We start from the raw sequence: 15,513 nt of genomic DNA, 5'->3' as shown, positions 1-15,513 counted from the left end.
GCCGCCATCGTCTTTCGGGTACCCCAAGATGGAAACGCCGCCCTCCGGGGCGGCGTTTTTGTTGGTGCCGCCCGCTCCGGACCGGCGACGCCGCCGCCGAACCGCGGGCGCGAGCACGGCACGCACCGGAAAAGAGAACGCCGCCCCGAAGGGCGGCGCTCGTGATCGTCCGGCGACCGGGAAAGCCGGCTCAGCGGCGCCCGCCGCCGAAGCCTCCCCCGAAGCCACCGCGGAAGCCGCCGCCAAAGCCGCCACCGCCGCCGAAATCGTCGTGGAAGCCGCCACCATAGCCGCCGCCATAACCGCCGAAACGGTCGCCGCCGAAGCTGTCATAGCCGCCGGCGCGGGCGAAGCTGTCGGCGCGCTGGTCGCCATAGCCCTGGAACTGGCGCTGCTGGTCGAGCCGGCCGACCTGGTCGGCATCGGTATCGCCCTTCCAGCCGTCGATGGACTGGTGCTGCCAGCCATTATTGGCGTCGTACTGGTGAATGCTGCCGTCGTGGTCGGTGTAGACGTGGCCGTTGTTCCACGCCACCGCATTGCCGGTCTTGGCATCGCCGGCGACGCCACGGCTGTCGGCCTGCACATGCCCGTCGACATCGCTCACGCCGGTCTGCGAGGCATGGCCAACACCCGTCGTCGGGTTGTACCCGGCCGATTCCCGGCCTGCGACGGCGTTGCCGGTATAGGCATTGCCCTCGACGCCGGCGCGCGCCTCGCCATGCGCGCCCGTATAGGGGTTGAAGAACGCGGCCGAGCGGCCGGCGGCGTAATTGCCGGTCCACGGGTTGAAGGCCGCGCCCGAACGGCCGGCGAAACCGGTGCCCCAGCCGGTCACGCCATGCACGGCGTTGCCGGCCCAGGCCGTGCCATAGGGGCCGACGCCCCAGGCGTGGTCCCAGGTGGCCGCGCCGCCCCAGGCGCCGTAGATGTTGGTCCGGGCGAGGTCGACGCCGGCCCAGGGGCCACCCCACGGGCCGGGACGCCAGTACGGCCCCCACCAGGGATACATCGCCCCCCAGCCGAAGGCCGCGTCGTAGCCGAAGGCGAAGCCGGTCGTCCAGGCGAAGGCCGCGTCATAGCCATAGGTGGCGGGGCAGCCATACCAGTAGGTGCCGACATAGCCGATGCAGTTGTAGCCGGTGCCGTACACCACCGTGCCGCCCGGCTCGATCACCACGCCCATGTAACCAGGGGTGTAGCCGACCGTCACGACGTCGGCGGTCGAGGCGTAGACCCGCACATAGGTGACGTAGTGCAGCGGCGACGACACCGGGATGGTGTAGATGGCGGCCGGCACCACATCGGCGACGAACCACGGGCCGGACGGCGTCCCGGAGACGAACCACGCCCCCTGGAACAGCGCGTAGTAGCGCGTGGCGTCGAGCTGGATCACCGGCGTGCGGGTGTTCACCGCATAGCTCAGTATGGTGCCCTTGATCGGCTCGAATTTCGGCGCGCCGCCATCATACTGGATGGTGAGCTTGGTATCGCGCTTGATGGTCGCGGTCTGCGGCACGGAGGCGGCGATCACCGCCTCCTTGGCCTGCGGCGTGCCGGGCACCGACACCAGGGCATTCGCGGCCGGATCGGTCGGCGCGATCTTGGCGAAGCTCGCCGGCAGGCTGGTGCCGGGCACGAAGCTCCACGGCCCGGCATAGCCGGCGGCGCGGAACCAGCGGCCGGAGATCAGCACGTAATACTGGTTGTTCGTGGGATCGAGGATGATCGCGTGGTCGGCATTGCTGACACGCAGCAGCGCCGTGCCGCCCACCGGCACCATCTGCGGCTCGCCGGCGGTGATCACCAGCTCGGTCGGCGTGGTCGAAACCACGATCGCCGGCGGCGTGGCCGGCTTCTGGCCGTTCGCCGGCAGCATGGTCTGCGCCGGCTCCTCATAGGTCGCCGTGCCGCCGGCCGCCTCGAGCGAGGGATCGGGCTGGGCGGTGACGGTCCACGGCCCCTCGACGGCGGGCGCCTGGTACCAGGTACCGGCGGCCTGCAGATGATAGAGGCCGGCACTGTCGACCAGCATCAGCACCTGCGTGTTGACGATGCGCTGGAAGCCCTGCACGCCGTCGATGGCGCGCGGCACCGGCTTGCCGGCGACCAGCACCAGCAGGGTCGGCTTGTTGGCGAAGATGATGCGCGGCGGGGTGTTCTCGACCGGCTGCGTCATCTCCTTGTCCAGCTGCTTGGTGGCGGCGTAGCTGGTCAGCAGGTGGTCGAGCGCGAAGGTCATGCCCTGCGGCGAGATGCGCGACTGCAGCGCGTTCAGCAGCACCGCGTCCTGCGACGGATCGGTCGGCACGTCGACCGAGGTGATGACGATGTTGCTGAGCTGCGCCAGCTTGGACGGCTTGTCGACCGCCACCCGCGCGGTGAAGCGGGCGATGCCGTAGGTCGGCGTGGTCGAGGCCGAGCCGGTCGGCTTCAGGCCGATGGCGACGGCAGCGCGGCCGGAAAGCTGGTCGCCGTTCCACTGCTCGATCAGCGGCTGGTAGACCTGCAGCAGCTTGTCGCCGAGGTCGAAGCTGCGCGGCCAGGCGAGCGCGGGCGGGATGGCCGACGACGACGTGGCCGTGCCGGCCTGCGTCGCAGGAGCGGCCGGTTGCTGCGCGAGCACCGGCGTGGCGGCGATGGCGACGGCGGCCGTGAGAAGGGCAAATCGGGCAGGACGAAGGAGCATATTTCCCCCAACAGGCGGCGAGGGCCGGACGACAGCCGGCAGGATGGGCATCAAATCCATATCACCGCCACTTCACGGCGATAAGACAGGCACCGTTCGCAAAACGGCGGGATCGATTCCTGACATCAAAATAGTACCGCATTGGGGCGGGACGGAAGCGGCGCAATCTCTGGACCGGCGAGGGGCGGACGCGCTAGAGAAACGCGGCGTGCCGCGCTTTCGCCGCCATCCTGCGGAATGGCTTCCTCTTAGCTCGTCACTTGGCTGGATTCTCATGGCTCGTACGCCCGTCCGACACGAAACCGAATCCGCGCGATCCGCGCCGCGGCTCTATGTGCTGGTACCGCCTTGCGAGACGGAGGCCGACATCACCGCGCGCGCCGAGGCGCTGGGCGTCGTCGGGGGGGTGGTCGACGTCGCCGCCGTGCTGCTCCGTCCCGGTGTTGCAGCCGCCGAAGGGGCGAAGCTGCAGCCGTTGGTGGCAGCATGCCATGCAGTCGGCGCCGCCTGCCTGATCGACGGCAACGCCGCGCTTTCAGTCGCCATCGGCGCCGACGGCGCGCACCTGGAAGGCGTCGCCGCACTGAAATCCGCAGCATCCGCCCTGCGCCCGCACGGGATCGTCGGGGCGGGCGGACTGCGCAGCAAGCACGACGCCATGACGGCGGCGGAGAACGGGACGGACTATGTGATGTTCGGCGAGCCCGACGCGGAGGGCCGCCGGCCGGCCTTCGAGGCGACGCTGGAACGCACGGAATGGTGGGCACAGCTCTTCGAGCCGCCCTGCGTCGCCTATGCCCGTACGCTGGAGGAGATCGACGCGCTGGTCGAGGCCGGCGCGGATTTCATCGCCGTCGACAACCTCGTGCTCGACGCGCCGGGCGAAGGCGCCCGCGCCCTGGCCCAGCGCCTTGCCGCGAGCGGGGACGTCTGATGCGCGAGCCGCACACCGTCGGCGCGGCTGCCGTCAGACTGGCGGGAATCCTCGGCCTTCTCGCGGCCCTCGCCGCGCCTGCGACGGCGCAATCTCCGGAGCAACCCGCCCCCGCAGCACCGAAGCCCGCGGTGCCCAAACCGGCCGGGCAAGCCAAGCCGGGGACTGCGGCCAAGCCGGGCGCGGCCAAGCGGGACGCGGCCAAGCCCGCCGAGGCCACTGGCGCCGCGCCGGTGCCGGATCCGGCCTATGCCGCCTATCAGCGTGGCCACTACAGGACAGCGCTCGACCTCGCCGTGCAGCGTGCCAACGAACAGGGCGACGCCGTTTCCATGGTGCTGGCGGGCGAGTTGCTCTCGCAGGGCTACGGCGTGCGCCAGAACCCCGACGCCGCGCGCCAGTGGTACGAGGCCGCGGCGGGCAAGGGCAATCCGGACGCACTCTTCGTCCTCGGCTCGATCCTGATGACCTCACCCTCGGTGACCAACAAGGACGAGGCCGTTGACATGTTCCGCAAGGCGGCGGAGCAGGACAGCGCGCGCGCGGCCTACAATCTCGGCCTGATCTACCTGCAGGGGCAGGTGGCCCCGAAGGAGCCCGCCATCGCCGCCGAGTGGTTCAGGCGCGCCGCCGATCGCGACCAGCCGGACGCGCTCTATGCGCTGGCCTCGCTCTATCGCGACGGCAATGGCGTACCGAAGGACCTGATCGAGTCGGCCCGGCTGCTGCAGCGTGCCAGCGAAGTCGGCAATGCCGTCGCCACCACCGAACTCGCCATCGCGGTGTTCAACGGCATGGGCGTGCCGAAGGACGAGGAACGCGCCGCCGAGCTGTTCCGGAAGGCGGCGTTGCATGGCAACGCCATCGCCGCGAACCGCTACGCTCGCATCCTTTCCGCCGGCCGCGGCGCGCCCAAGGACGTGGTCTCCGCCGCCGCGTGGCACCTCGCGGCCAAGGCGCAGAATCTCGACGACCCGATGCTCGACAAGCTTGTCGCCGGCCTGACACCGGAGCAACGCGCCGAAGCCCAGGCCCGGGTCAAAATTTGGTCTCCCCCCGAGCCCTATTGGCTGCCGGTGCAAGCGTCCAAATAACGACCCAATTCCAGAGGATTAGCTGCCTAGCGGCGGCAACCGGGCATCGGTGCTGCCGGCAGGCGGTGCCGGCCATGCCTTGCTCCGGCCGCGCGGCGCCGTTACTCATCGGGGCGCGTCGTCGTGGGGAGCCGGCGACGCGGCCTCCAGGGGGCGTTCAAGAGCAGCATTCAGAGGAAGTCGCTTGGCCATCGTTCGTCCAGTCTCGTCGCGGGAAATGCTGCGCCTTGCCCCCGTCCGGCCGGATTTTTCCCGGCTTTTCGCGGTGGTGGCGACGCTGCTGTTGGCGACGTTGCTGCTCGGCGCGCCCAAGGCCCAGGCACTGGAAGCGGTGGCGATCCGGCTTGACGCGCTGGTTGTCGATCTCGCACCTGCCGTGGAGCGCCGCACCAGCGACACCGACCGTATCCAGGTCTCCACCGTGCCCGGCGCGGACGGCATTGTCCGTCGCATCGAGGTACGTTCGGTGGCGCCCGGACCGGACGGCAGCAAATGGGCGATCTTCGCCCTCGCCAACAACACCGACGAACAGGTCGACCGGCTGATCGTCGCGCCGCACTACCGCATGGTCGGCTCGGGCGTGTTCTGGCCGGACCTCGGCAACCGGCGCATCCTCAACGTGACGGCGAGCCAGGGCTTCCGCCCCGAGCGCCAGAACGCACCGGACGCGGATGTCTTCCTCATCACGCTCGACCCCGGCACCACGGTGACCCTGGTGGCCGAGCTCGGCGATGGCGGCCTGCCGCAGCTCTATCTGTGGGAGCCGGAAGCCTACAAGGACAAGGTCAACAGCTTCACGCTCTACAACGGCATCGTCATCGGCATCGCCGGCCTTCTGGCCCTGTTCCTCACCATCCTGTTCGTGGTGAAGGGCAGCGCGATGTTCCCGGCCGCCGCGGCGCTGGCCTGGGCGGTGCTCGGCTATATCGGCCTCGATTTCGGCTTCTGGAGCAAGGTGTTCGGCATCTCGCCGCTGGCGCAGCAATTCTGGCGCGCGGCGGGCGAGGCGATCCTCGCTGCGACGCTGGTGGTGTTCCTGTTCGCCTATCTCAACCTCAACCGCTGGCATGTGCGCTACGCCCATGTCACCGCCGGCTGGCTGGTCTTCCTCGCCGCCATCGTCGGCCTCGCCTTGCTCGATCCCTCGGCGGCGGCGGGCATCGCCCGCCCCTCGCTGCTCATCGTGTCCTTCATGGGTTTCGGCGTGGTGGTGTGGCTGGCGCTGCACCGCTACGACCGCGCGGTCCTGATCATCCCGACCCTGTTCCTGCTGGTCGTGTGGGTGATCACCGCCGGCATGGCGGTCTCCGGCCGCATCGGCAACGATCTCGTCGCTCCGGCTCTGCTCGGTGGCCTCGTGCTGATCGTCATGCTGATCGGCTTCACCGTGATGCAGCACGCCTTCGCCGGCATCGGCTCGATAGCCGGTAGCGCGCAGGAGCTGGAGCGCCGCGCGCTCGCGGTGGCGGGCTCGGGCGACATCGTGTGGGACTGGGACGTCGATACCGACCGCATCCATGTCAGCCCCGAGGCCGAGCACATGCTGGGTCTCAAGCAGGGCACGCTGGAGACCGAGGCCGCCGGCTGGCTCGACATCATCCATCCCGGCGACCGCGACCGTTTCCGCGCCACGCTCGACGGGCTGCTGGACCAGCGGCGCGGGCGCATCGACCAGGATTTCCGGCTGCGCGCCCATGACGGCCATTATCTCTGGTTCAACCTGCGTGCCCGGCCGGTGGTCGGCACGGATGGCGAGGTGGTGCGCTGCATCGGCACGCTGTCGGACGTCACCGACAGCCGCACCGCCGAAGAACGCATGCTGCACGACGCGGTGCACGACAATCTCACCGGCCTGCCGAATCGCGAGCTGTTCCTCGACCGCCTCTCCGCCGCCAACGGCCTCGCCCGCACCGACGAGCAGATCCGCCCAACGGTGATGCTGATCGATCTCGACCGCTTCAAGCAGGTCAATGCCAGCCTCGGCATGCCGGCCGGCGATTCCATCCTGCTGACCGTCGCCCGCCGGCTGATGCGTCTCGTCAAGCAGCAGGACACGCTCGCCCGCCTCGGCAGCGACCATTTCGCGCTGATCCTGCTGTCCGAGCGCGACCCCGAGCGCATCACCGCCTTCGCCGACACGCTGCGGCGCACGCTGCGGGCACCCATCACCTTCGGCGACCGCGAGATCTTCATCACCGCCTCGATCGGGCTGCTGCTGGCCGACGGCCAGAAGCGCACCCCGAACGAGATGCTGAAGGACGCGGAACTGGCGATGTATTTCGCCAAGCGTGTCGGCGGCGACCGCATCGAGGTGTTCCGTCCCTCCATGCGCACCCACAAGCTCGACCGCCTGACGATGGAAGCGGACCTGCGACAGGCGCTGGAGCGCAACGAGATCAGCGTGATCTACCAGCCGGTCGTCGACCTCACGACCCGCGCCATCGCCGGATTCGAGGCCATGGTGCGCTGGCAGCACCCCACGCTCGGCACGCTCGGGCCGGACGACTTCCTCGGCCTCGCCGAGGAAACCGGCCTGATCGTCGATCTCGGCCTCTTCGTGCTCGACACCGCCGCGCGCCAGCTCGGCGTGTGGCAGCGCACCTTGCGCGGCGAGCCGATCTTCGTCTCGGTCAACATCTCCTCGCGGCACATGCTGCGCCACGACCTCCTGCAGGACCTCAAGGCGGTCCTCGCCCGCAATGTCGTGGCGCCCGGCACGCTCAAGCTGGAACTGGCGGAATCGCTGGCGATGGAGAACCCGGAATACGCCTCGCAGATCCTGATGCGCATCCGCGAGCTCGACGCCGGGCTGACGCTCGATGATTTCGGCACCGGCTATTCCTCGCTCGCCTATCTCCAGCGTTTCCCGTTCGACAGCATCAAGGTCGACCGCACCTTCATGAAGGCGCTGGGGCGCAGCGGCAACAAATCCCAGCGGCCGATCATCCTGCGCACCATCATCAACATGGCGCACGACCTCGGCATGGACATCATCGCCGAGGGAATCGAGACCGAGCAGGTCGCCGCCGCTCTCGGCAAGCTCGGCTGCCGCTATGGGCAGGGCCGGCTGTTCGGCGAGCCGATGAGCGCCGAGGACGCCCGCAAGCGTCTTCAGCCCGAGCAGGCGCCGACCTCGCTGCTCGAGCGCGGGCGCCAGCTCTCGCGCGGCGCGCGCGCCGCCGTGACGTCGGCGGCCGCCCCCCTGACCGGCGCCGCCGCCAAGGCCGCCGCCAGGCCGGCGGAATCGGTCCGTGAGGCGGTTGGAGCCGACGCCGCCGATACCGCGGCTCCGGGGTCCGAGGCGGCACCGGCCGGGGCGTCGGAGAGTGCGGCTATGGCCCGCATGCAGCAGGCCGGGAGCCCATCAGGCGCCCAGCCGCAGCAATTCGCCCGGCAGGCATCGCAAATGCCGCGCCCGGCCGCGCCGCGGCCCCTCGCGCCGACGACGCCGGCCTCCACGGCGCCGGCTTCCACGACACCGACGTCAGACACGTAGCCGCCCCTGACGGGGCGGCACGGGGCGGCCCGGAATTTCCTGGAGATGGCGGCTCAAGGAGGCCCGGTGCCCGCCCGATCAGGCGTGGCCGGCCTCGGTCGAGAGCATGCCCGGATCGATGCCGATCTTGCGCAGGGCGAGATCATATTTCTCGTTCGCCTCGGCATCGAACACCAGCGCCGAATCGGCCGGGCAATGCAGCCAGCCATTCTGCTGGATCTCGTTCTCGAGCTGACCCGGCGCCCAGCCGGCATAGCCGAGCGCAAGAACCGCGCTCGCCGGGCCGTCGCCGGTGGCGATCGCCTTCAATATGTCGAGCGTCGCGGTGAGGCAGATACCGTCGTCGATCGGCAGGGTCGAATCCTGGATGAAAAAATCGGCGCTGTGCAGCACGAAGCCGCGCCCGGTCTCCACCGGCCCACCGCGCAGCACCTTCACGCCGCCGGCATCGCGCGGCAGATGGATGCGCTGATCCTGCGGGATGATGTCGAGCTGCACCAGAAGGTCGGAGAAGCTCACATGATGCGCCGGCTGGTTGACGACGATCCCCATCGCGCCTTCCGAGGAATGCGCGCACAGATAGATCACGGCGCGGGCAAAACGCTCGTCGCGCATGCCCGGCATGGCAACCAGCATCTGTCCGTCGAGAAAAGTCCCGCCCGACTGGTCACCGGAACCCATGCAACGTTCTCGTCCGATCCACATAAGGGAAAACCTACCCCCCGCCGAGGCATTTTCAAGCCCGCTCAGACTCGCAGCCTCGATCGCACGGCCAGCCTCACATGAAAGTGCGACCGCGAGCGCTTTCCCATCCGGCCGCGAGGCGCTACGGCATTGCCATGCTTTTGTGCTTGAGATCCCTCGCCGTCTGCACGCTTGCCGCCGCGCCCCTGATGGGCGTGAGCGCTGCCTGGGCCGAGCCGATGTCGGACTGGTCCTCGCCCGGCGGCACCGCCGCGCGGCTCGTTGCCGGCGCATCCGACGGCGGGACGCTGCTCGGCGGCGTGGAAATCCGGCTTACACCTGGCCTGAAGACCTACTGGCGCTATCCCGGCGACAGCGGCGTGCCGCCGCATTTCGACTGGGCCGGCTCGCAGAACGTCGCGGACATCGAGGTCCTGTGGCCGGCGCCGATACGCTTCGACGATGGCGGTTCCTTCTCCATCGGCTACAAGAAGGACGTGGTGCTACCGCTGCGCATCACGCCGAAGGATCCGGGCAAGCCGGTCGAGCTCAAGCTCAATCTCGATTTCGCCGTCTGCGGCAAGATCTGCCAGCCGGCCAATGCCTCGCTCGCGCTGAACCTTCCGGCCGAAGGCGCCGCGACCTCCCCTTCCGCGCTCACCGAGGCACTGGCCGCGGTGCCGCGCCGCGCCGCGCTCGGCAAGGCGGGCGAGCCGGGGATCTCTGCCGCCGTGCTCAGCCAGGGCGAGAACGGCCCGTCGATCCGCGTCGAGACGCAGGTCCTCGACGCCGGCAAGGCCGACCTCTTCATCGAGGGCCCCAACGAGGACTGGGCGCTGCCCCTGCCGGAGCGCGAGACCGGCCCGGACGGGCTCACGACTTTCCGGCTTCCCGTCGATGGCGTGCCAAAGGGATCGGATATCGCCGGCGCACGGCTGCGCTTCACCCTCGTCGACGGCGACCGTGCGATCGAGGTGGATGCCCCCCTTTCCGCACGCTGACACGGCTTCCCGATACGCGGGAAATGGCTATTCTACCCCTCGACCGGGCCCGCCGGTCGCGGTGGGCGCCTTTCCGCGCGGCCATGCGGCGGGCTCCGTTTCCCGCCCGATTTACAGCGTATGAAAGGAAACATCCCATGACGATCAAGGTCGGCGACCAGCTGCCGAGCGTCACCTTCCGCGTCGCCACCGCGGACGGCCCGGTGCCGAAATCCACCGAGGAGATCTTCAACAACAAGAAGGTCGTCCTGTTCGCGGTTCCCGGCGCCTTCACACCCACCTGCCACAAGAACCACCTGCCGAGCTTCATCGCCCGCGCGGAAGAAATTCTCGCCAAGGGTGTCAGCACCATCGCGGTGACGGCGGTGAACGATCCCTTCGTCATGGAGGCGTGGGAGAAGGCGTCGAACGCCGGCGGCAAGATCGTGTTCCTGTCCGACGGCAATGGCGAGTTCGCCAAGGCGCTCGGCCTCGACTTCGATGCCGCGGCCGCCGGTCTCGGCGTGCGCTCCAAGCGCTATTCCATGCTGGTCGACGACGGCGAGGTGCTGATCCTCAATGTCGAGGACGTGCCCAGCAAAGCCGACAAGACCAATGCCGACGTGCTGCTCACGCAGTTCTGAGCCGGTCAATCATCATCCCGGCCGACGGCGCAGCCGTCGCGCCGGGATCGTTCTGCGTCCGCGGAGCAATGCCTGACCGGCCTGCAGCCGTCCGGAATGAAGCAGCAAGAGCCGCGGCCAGCGCCGTCAGGCGATGATGTCGGGACAGATCTGGTCTTCGATATAACCGATGCGATCCTTGAGCAGCAGCTTGCGCTTCTTGAACCGCGCGAGCTGCAACTGGTCGCTGCCGGGCATTTCCTGCAACGCCTCGATCGCGACATCCAGATCGCGATGTTCCTGCCGCAGGCGCTCGAGAAGAGCCAGGAACTCGCGTTCCTCATCCGCCGTCATCTGTGTCAAACGCTCGACCCAAAACCCCGACTCGCCCCGGCCATTGCGGGAGCCGGCGAGAGTATTGCCGCGCTGATGGCCGGCTGCAACCGCCCGTCACCACCCGCCCTACCATCGGCTACCATGGTGCAGCGCAGCGCATCGTTTCGTCGACAGCCGGGTGCGCTCGTGACAGACTGATGACGTTCACTTCGGAAGACAGGAGATCGTGTCCATGTCCATGCAGTCGCATGTTGCGGAGTTGGAACGACGCCACCAGGCACTGGAGAAGCAACTACGTGACGAGGTCACCCGACCGTCGACCAATGACGTACGCGTCGCCGACCTCAAGCTGCGCAAACTGCACCTCAAGGATGAAATCGCGCGGCTGAAAGGGGCGACGCTCCATTAGGCCGGGCCATCCGGACACTCCGGGTCGACCGCATCAACCGGGACGATCCTCGGCCGCCGGCGTTACGCCGGCGGTTCGCATTTCGGGCCCCTGAAATCCTCGATCCTTGCGAGACACGGCACTCGACGAAGGACGTAAGCAATTGAGCGTTCTTGCAACGCGGCCCGAGACACGGGAATGTCGCGGATAACAAAAATGATATCCTTGGGAGACGCCAGCGATGACCGCTTCCGGCAGCCGCTACCCCGACATTTACGCCCAGTCGATCCGTGACCCGGAGGCCTTCTGGCGCGATGCCGCCCGTGCCATCGACTGGATGGAGGAAGGCCGGAGGGTATTCGACCAAGACCTCGGCGTTTACGGACGCTGGTTCCCCGGCTGGACCACCAATGTCTGCCACAATGCGGTGGACCGCCACGTCGCGGCCGGACGCGGCGCGCAGCCGGCGATCTTCTACGACAGCCCGGTCGCCGGGGCGAAGCGCACCGTCACCTTTGACGAACTGAAGGATGAGGTGAGCGTGCTCGCCGGCATGCTGCGCGAACTCGGTGTCGGCAAGGGCGACCGGGTCGTCGTCTACATGCCGATGATCCCCGAGGCGGTGTTCGCCATGCTCGCCTGCGCGCGCATCGGCGCCGTCCATTCGGTCGTGTTCGGCGGCTTCGCCGCGGCGGAACTCGCCAGCCGCATCGAGGACGCGCAGCCCAAGGTCGTGCTCTCCGCCTCCTGCGGCATCGAGCCTTCGCGCATCGTCACCTACAAGCCGCTGCTCGACCTCGCCCTCACCATGGCGAAGCACCAGCCCGACGCCTGCGTGATCTTCCAGCGCCCGCAGGTGGAAGCCAAGCTGCAGCCCGGCCGCGACCGTGACTGGGCACAGATGCGCGAGCGGATCATCGCCGAGGGCACCGCGGCCGACTGCGTGCCGGTCGAGGCGACCGATCCGCTCTACATCCTCTACACCTCCGGCACGACCGGGAAACCGAAGGGCGTCGTTCGCGACACGGGCGGCTACATGGTGGCGCTGCGCTGGTCGATGGAGGGGCTCTACGGCGTGGAGCCCGGCGAGGTGTTCTGGTCCGCCTCCGACATCGGCTGGGTGGTCGGTCACTCCTACATCATCTACGCGCCGCTGCTCGCCGGCTGCACCACCGTGCTGTATGAGGGCAAGCCCGTCGGCACGCCCGATGCCGGTGCCTTCTGGCGGGTGATCGAGGAATACCGGGTCGCGGCGCTGTTCACCGCGCCGACCGCGCTCCGCGCCATCAAGAAGGAAGACCCGGAAGGGCTGCTGATGCGCGATTACGACCGCTCCAGCCTGCGCACGCTGTTCCTTGCCGGCGAGCGCGCCGACCCCGACACCGTGGAATGGGCGAAAGCCAAGCTCGGCGTGCCGGTGGTCGACCACTGGTGGCAGACGGAGACGGGCTGGGCGATCGCCGGAAATCCGGTCGGCCTCGGCGCCCTTCCGATCCGCGTCGGCTCGACCGGCGTGCCGATGCCCGGCTACCAGGTCGACATCCTCGATGAGGGCGGGCACCCCGTCGGCGCCGACCGCATGGGCTCCATCGCCATCAAGCTGCCGCTGCCGCCCGGCTGCCTGCCCACGCTGTGGCGGCAGGACGAGCGTTTCCTCGAGAGCTACCTCGTGGAATTCCCCGGCTACTACAAGACGGCGGATGCCGGCTTCAAGGATGTCGGCGACCAGCTCTTCATCATGGGTCGCACCGACGACATCATCAATGTCGCCGGTCATCGCCTCTCCACCGGCGGCATGGAGGAAGTGCTCGCCGCCCATGCCGATGTCGCCGAATGCGCGGTGATCGGCATCCATGACGAGCTCAAGGGCGAGGTGCCCTGCGGTTTCGTGGTGCTGAAGGCGGGCGTCGCGCGCTCTCCTGCCGACATCGAGACCGAGATCGTCGCGCTGGTGCGCGAGCGCATCGGCCCGGTGGCGGCGTTCCGCCTCGCCATAACCGTGAACCGCCTGCCCAAGACGCGCTCCGGCAAGATCCTGCGCGGCACGATGAAGAAGATCGCCGACGCCGAGCCGTGGAACATGCCGGCGACGATCGATGATCCCGCCTCGCTGGACGAGATCGCCGTCGCCCTCGGCGCACGCGGGCTCGCCAAGGCGTCGGCGGCATAGGCCCATCGCAAGCGGCCGGAAATTGAAAAGCCCGGAGCGGCGTCCGCTCCGGGCTTTTTCGTGTGTCTGCGATGGGCTCGTCTCCGGCGCTCAGCGCCGATGGAGACGAGCCGACCGATGGCTCATTCCTCGTCCTCGGCCTCGCTCTTGCGCGAGCCGCCGAGCTTGGCGAACACGGTCTCGAGGTCGATCGCCTCCTCGCGCGGCTTGCGAGCGGGCACGAAGGGCTCCGGCGCCACGCCGGTGGAAACGTCGACCGGAAGCAGGGTGACGCCGCTGTCGGCGCCGGGCGCGGCGGCCGGACGGTCCTTGGAAGCGCGCTGCACCTCGATGTCGAGATCGATCTGCGAGCACAGGCCGAGCGTCACGGGGTCCATCGGCGTCAGGTTGGGCGCGTTCCAGTGGGTGCGCTCCTTGATCGACTCGATGGTCGTCTTGGTCGTGCCCACCAGGCGCATGACCTGGCTGTCCTTCAGCTCGGGGTGGTTGCGCAGCAGCCAGAGGATCGCGTTCGGACGATCCTGACGCTTGGAAACCGGCGTGTAGCGCGGGCCCCTGCGACGCTTGGGCTCAGGCAGGCGAACCTTCGATTCCAGCAGCTTCAGGTGATGGTTCGGGTTCTTCTCGGCCCGCTCGATCTCCTCGCGGGCGAGCTGGCCCGTGGAGACCGGGTCGAGGCCCTTGATGCCCTGCGCGACCTCGCCATCGGCGATGCCCTTCACCTCAAGCACATGGAGCTTACAAAAGTCCGCGATCTGGTCGAAGCTCAAAGCGGTGTTCTCGACCAGCCACACGGCGGTGGCCTTCGGCATCAGTGGGGCGTTCGCCATTGGACGCATCTCCATCCATTGATGCGCCAAGCTGGCCTTGAAACCGAGATTGGCGCGCAGAATAGGTCGTTCGGCCGCGCAAGCTTCCTCACGCGCTCCGCCCACCCCTAGGGGGCGGAGCCTCGGACCGTCTCGCGATGACCGGGATATTCGCAATATAAGCGCGCCACGGCGCCAAGGCAATTGAGAAGCGGCGACGCCGCGCGCCCTCCTGCCCGCCGCTTGACAGCGCGGGCCGCGCCACCCATGACGATGACGAGCCCTCGGACGAGCCATCGACGGCATGCCCCCCACGGACGAAGCGATGCCCCCTGCCCTAAAGCCCCCCCTGCGCGTTCTTCTGTGCGCTCCGCGCGGCTTCTGCGCCGGCGTGGTCCGCGCCATCGACGCGGTGGAGCGGGCGCTGGAGATCTACGGCCCGCCGGTCTATGTGCGCCATGAGATCGTGCACAACAAATATGTCGTCGAGGGACTGAAGGCGAAGGGCGCCATCTTCGTGGAAGAACTGCACGAGATACCGGCAGGCACCGCCGCGCCGGTGATCTTCTCCGCCCACGGGGTCGCGAAAGCGGTGCCGGACGACGCCGCGCGGCGCAATTTCTTCGCCATCGACGCCACCTGCCCGCTGGTGACGAAGGTTCACCGCGAGGCCACCGTTCATCACAAGAAGGGACGCGAGGTGGTGCTGATCGGCCATGCCGGCCACCCCGAGGTGATCGGCACGATGGGCCAGCTTCCCGAGGGCTCCGTCGCGCTGGTCGAGACCGCCGAGCAGGCACGCCGCTTCACCCCGCGCGATCCCGAGAACCTCGCCTACACGACGCAGACCACCCTCTCCATCGACGACACCGCCGAGATCGTGGCGATCCTGAAGGAGCGCTTCCCGGCCATGGTGGCGCCGCACAAGGAGGACATCTGCTACGCCACCACCAACCGGCAGGAAGCGGTCAAGCGCGTCGCCCCGCAGGTGGACGCGATGATCGTGGTCGGCGCGCCGAACTCCTCCAACTCCCAGCGCCTGCGCGAAGTCGCCGAGCGCGAGGGCTGCGCCGTCGCGGAGCTCGTGCAGCGGGCGAGCGACATCGACTGGAACCTGTTCGGCACGATCTCCTCGCTCGCCATCACGGCGGGCGCCTCCGCGCCCGAGATCCTCGTCGAGGAGATCATCGACGCCTTCGCCGAGCGCTATGCGGTCACGGTCGAGACCGTGCACACCGCGCATGAGGACGTCTTCTTCCCGCTGCCCCGGCAGCTGCGCCCCGACGCAGCGGAATAGGCCCGAACCGACC

12 protein-coding genes are annotated in these 15,513 nt (G+C 68.6%); 8 read left to right on the top strand and 4 right to left on the bottom strand.

Annotated features, from left to right (window positions below):
• Nucleotides 1-190: 190 nt before the first annotated feature.
• Nucleotides 191-2,689, bottom strand: coding sequence for a carbohydrate-binding family V/XII (locus AC1PZ7_RS06830; RefSeq protein WP_482358738.1), 2,499 nt, complete (start codon nucleotides 2,687-2,689; stop codon nucleotides 191-193).
• Between the two features lie 43 nt (nucleotides 2,690-2,732).
• Between AC1PZ7_RS06830 and AC1PZ7_RS06825 the strand changes: the two genes are divergently transcribed.
• From AC1PZ7_RS06825 to AC1PZ7_RS06815, 3 genes are all read left to right on the top strand, one after another.
• Complete coding sequence (locus tag AC1PZ7_RS06825) at nucleotides 2,733-3,623, top strand: thiamine phosphate synthase (protein WP_482358737.1); 891 nt, start codon at nucleotides 2,733-2,735, stop codon at nucleotides 3,621-3,623.
• Between the two features lie 131 nt (nucleotides 3,624-3,754).
• Nucleotides 3,755-4,717 (top strand): tetratricopeptide repeat protein, encoded by a 963-nt coding sequence (locus AC1PZ7_RS06820; protein ID WP_482358736.1) that lies wholly within the window; start codon nucleotides 3,755-3,757, stop codon nucleotides 4,715-4,717.
• A 217-nt stretch (nucleotides 4,718-4,934) separates the two neighbouring features.
• Nucleotides 4,935-8,213, top strand: a complete 3,279-nt coding sequence (locus tag AC1PZ7_RS06815; RefSeq protein ID WP_482359585.1) for an EAL domain-containing protein — start codon at nucleotides 4,935-4,937, stop codon at nucleotides 8,211-8,213.
• Nucleotides 8,214-8,291: 78 nt separating this feature from the next.
• Here AC1PZ7_RS06815 and AC1PZ7_RS06810 read toward each other — a convergent pair whose 3' ends face one another.
• Nucleotides 8,292-8,918 carry a YqgE/AlgH family protein gene (locus tag AC1PZ7_RS06810; protein ID WP_482358735.1) on the bottom strand — a complete coding sequence of 209 codons (627 nt, stop codon included), beginning with the start codon at nucleotides 8,916-8,918 and terminating at the stop codon, nucleotides 8,292-8,294.
• A gap of 146 nt (nucleotides 8,919-9,064) precedes the next feature.
• On the opposite strand from AC1PZ7_RS06810, the gene AC1PZ7_RS06805 reads away from it, so the two are divergent.
• Nucleotides 9,065-9,898, top strand: a complete 834-nt coding sequence (locus AC1PZ7_RS06805; RefSeq protein WP_482358734.1) for a protein-disulfide reductase DsbD domain-containing protein — start codon at nucleotides 9,065-9,067, stop codon at nucleotides 9,896-9,898.
• Between the two features lie 137 nt (nucleotides 9,899-10,035).
• Complete coding sequence (locus AC1PZ7_RS06800; RefSeq protein ID WP_482358733.1) at nucleotides 10,036-10,521, top strand: redoxin family protein; 486 nt, start codon at nucleotides 10,036-10,038, stop codon at nucleotides 10,519-10,521.
• A gap of 126 nt (nucleotides 10,522-10,647) precedes the next feature.
• On the opposite strand, the gene AC1PZ7_RS06795 is transcribed toward AC1PZ7_RS06800, so the two are convergent.
• Nucleotides 10,648-10,854 carry a YdcH family protein gene (locus AC1PZ7_RS06795; protein WP_482358732.1) on the bottom strand — a complete coding sequence of 69 codons (207 nt, stop codon included), beginning with the start codon at nucleotides 10,852-10,854 and terminating at the stop codon, nucleotides 10,648-10,650.
• A gap of 214 nt (nucleotides 10,855-11,068) precedes the next feature.
• Here AC1PZ7_RS06795 and AC1PZ7_RS06790 point away from each other — a divergent pair, with 214 nt between their 5' ends.
• Together AC1PZ7_RS06790 and AC1PZ7_RS06785 are read left to right on the top strand one after the other, a co-directional pair.
• Nucleotides 11,069-11,245 (top strand): YdcH family protein, encoded by a 177-nt coding sequence (locus tag AC1PZ7_RS06790; protein WP_482358731.1) that lies wholly within the window; start codon nucleotides 11,069-11,071, stop codon nucleotides 11,243-11,245.
• Nucleotides 11,246-11,465: 220 nt separating this feature from the next.
• A complete protein-coding gene (locus AC1PZ7_RS06785) occupies nucleotides 11,466-13,394 on the top strand; it encodes a propionyl-CoA synthetase (protein ID WP_482358730.1) in 1,929 nt (642 codons plus the stop codon).
• Nucleotides 13,395-13,516: 122 nt separating this feature from the next.
• On the opposite strand, the gene AC1PZ7_RS06780 is transcribed toward AC1PZ7_RS06785, so the two are convergent.
• On the bottom strand, nucleotides 13,517-14,224 hold the full coding sequence (locus AC1PZ7_RS06780) for a DUF1013 domain-containing protein (protein ID WP_482358729.1): 708 nt from the start codon (nucleotides 14,222-14,224) through the stop codon (nucleotides 13,517-13,519).
• A 304-nt stretch (nucleotides 14,225-14,528) separates the two neighbouring features.
• Between AC1PZ7_RS06780 and ispH the strand changes: the two genes are divergently transcribed.
• A complete protein-coding gene (gene ispH / locus AC1PZ7_RS06775) occupies nucleotides 14,529-15,500 on the top strand; it encodes a 4-hydroxy-3-methylbut-2-enyl diphosphate reductase (RefSeq protein WP_482358728.1) in 972 nt (323 codons plus the stop codon).
• Nucleotides 15,501-15,513 lie beyond the last annotated feature (13 nt).

This window comes from Ancylobacter sp. TW_SC_1 (genome assembly GCF_056836805.1).
The sequence above is the reverse complement of the archived record's forward strand: the minus strand, read 5'-3'. Positions and strand labels throughout refer to the sequence as shown.

Coding starts and splice junctions, on each gene's coding strand:
- AC1PZ7_RS06780 (WP_482358729.1), bottom strand. CDS start 14,224: ATGGCGAACGCCCCACTGATGCCGAAGGCCACCGCCGTGTGGCTGGTC.
- AC1PZ7_RS06815 (WP_482359585.1), top strand. CDS start 4,935: ATGCTGCGCCTTGCCCCCGTCCGGCCGGATTTTTCCCGGCTTTTCGCG.
- AC1PZ7_RS06785 (WP_482358730.1), top strand. CDS start 11,466: ATGACCGCTTCCGGCAGCCGCTACCCCGACATTTACGCCCAGTCGATC.
- AC1PZ7_RS06795 (WP_482358732.1), bottom strand. CDS start 10,854: ATGACGGCGGATGAGGAACGCGAGTTCCTGGCTCTTCTCGAGCGCCTG.
- AC1PZ7_RS06790 (WP_482358731.1), top strand. CDS start 11,069: ATGTCCATGCAGTCGCATGTTGCGGAGTTGGAACGACGCCACCAGGCA.
- AC1PZ7_RS06825 (WP_482358737.1), top strand. CDS start 2,733: ATGGGCATCAAATCCATATCACCGCCACTTCACGGCGATAAGACAGGC.
- AC1PZ7_RS06810 (WP_482358735.1), bottom strand. CDS start 8,918: ATGTGGATCGGACGAGAACGTTGCATGGGTTCCGGTGACCAGTCGGGC.
- AC1PZ7_RS06830 (WP_482358738.1), bottom strand. CDS start 2,689: ATGCTCCTTCGTCCTGCCCGATTTGCCCTTCTCACGGCCGCCGTCGCC.
- AC1PZ7_RS06800 (WP_482358733.1), top strand. CDS start 10,036: ATGACGATCAAGGTCGGCGACCAGCTGCCGAGCGTCACCTTCCGCGTC.
- ispH (WP_482358728.1), top strand. CDS start 14,529: ATGCCCCCTGCCCTAAAGCCCCCCCTGCGCGTTCTTCTGTGCGCTCCG.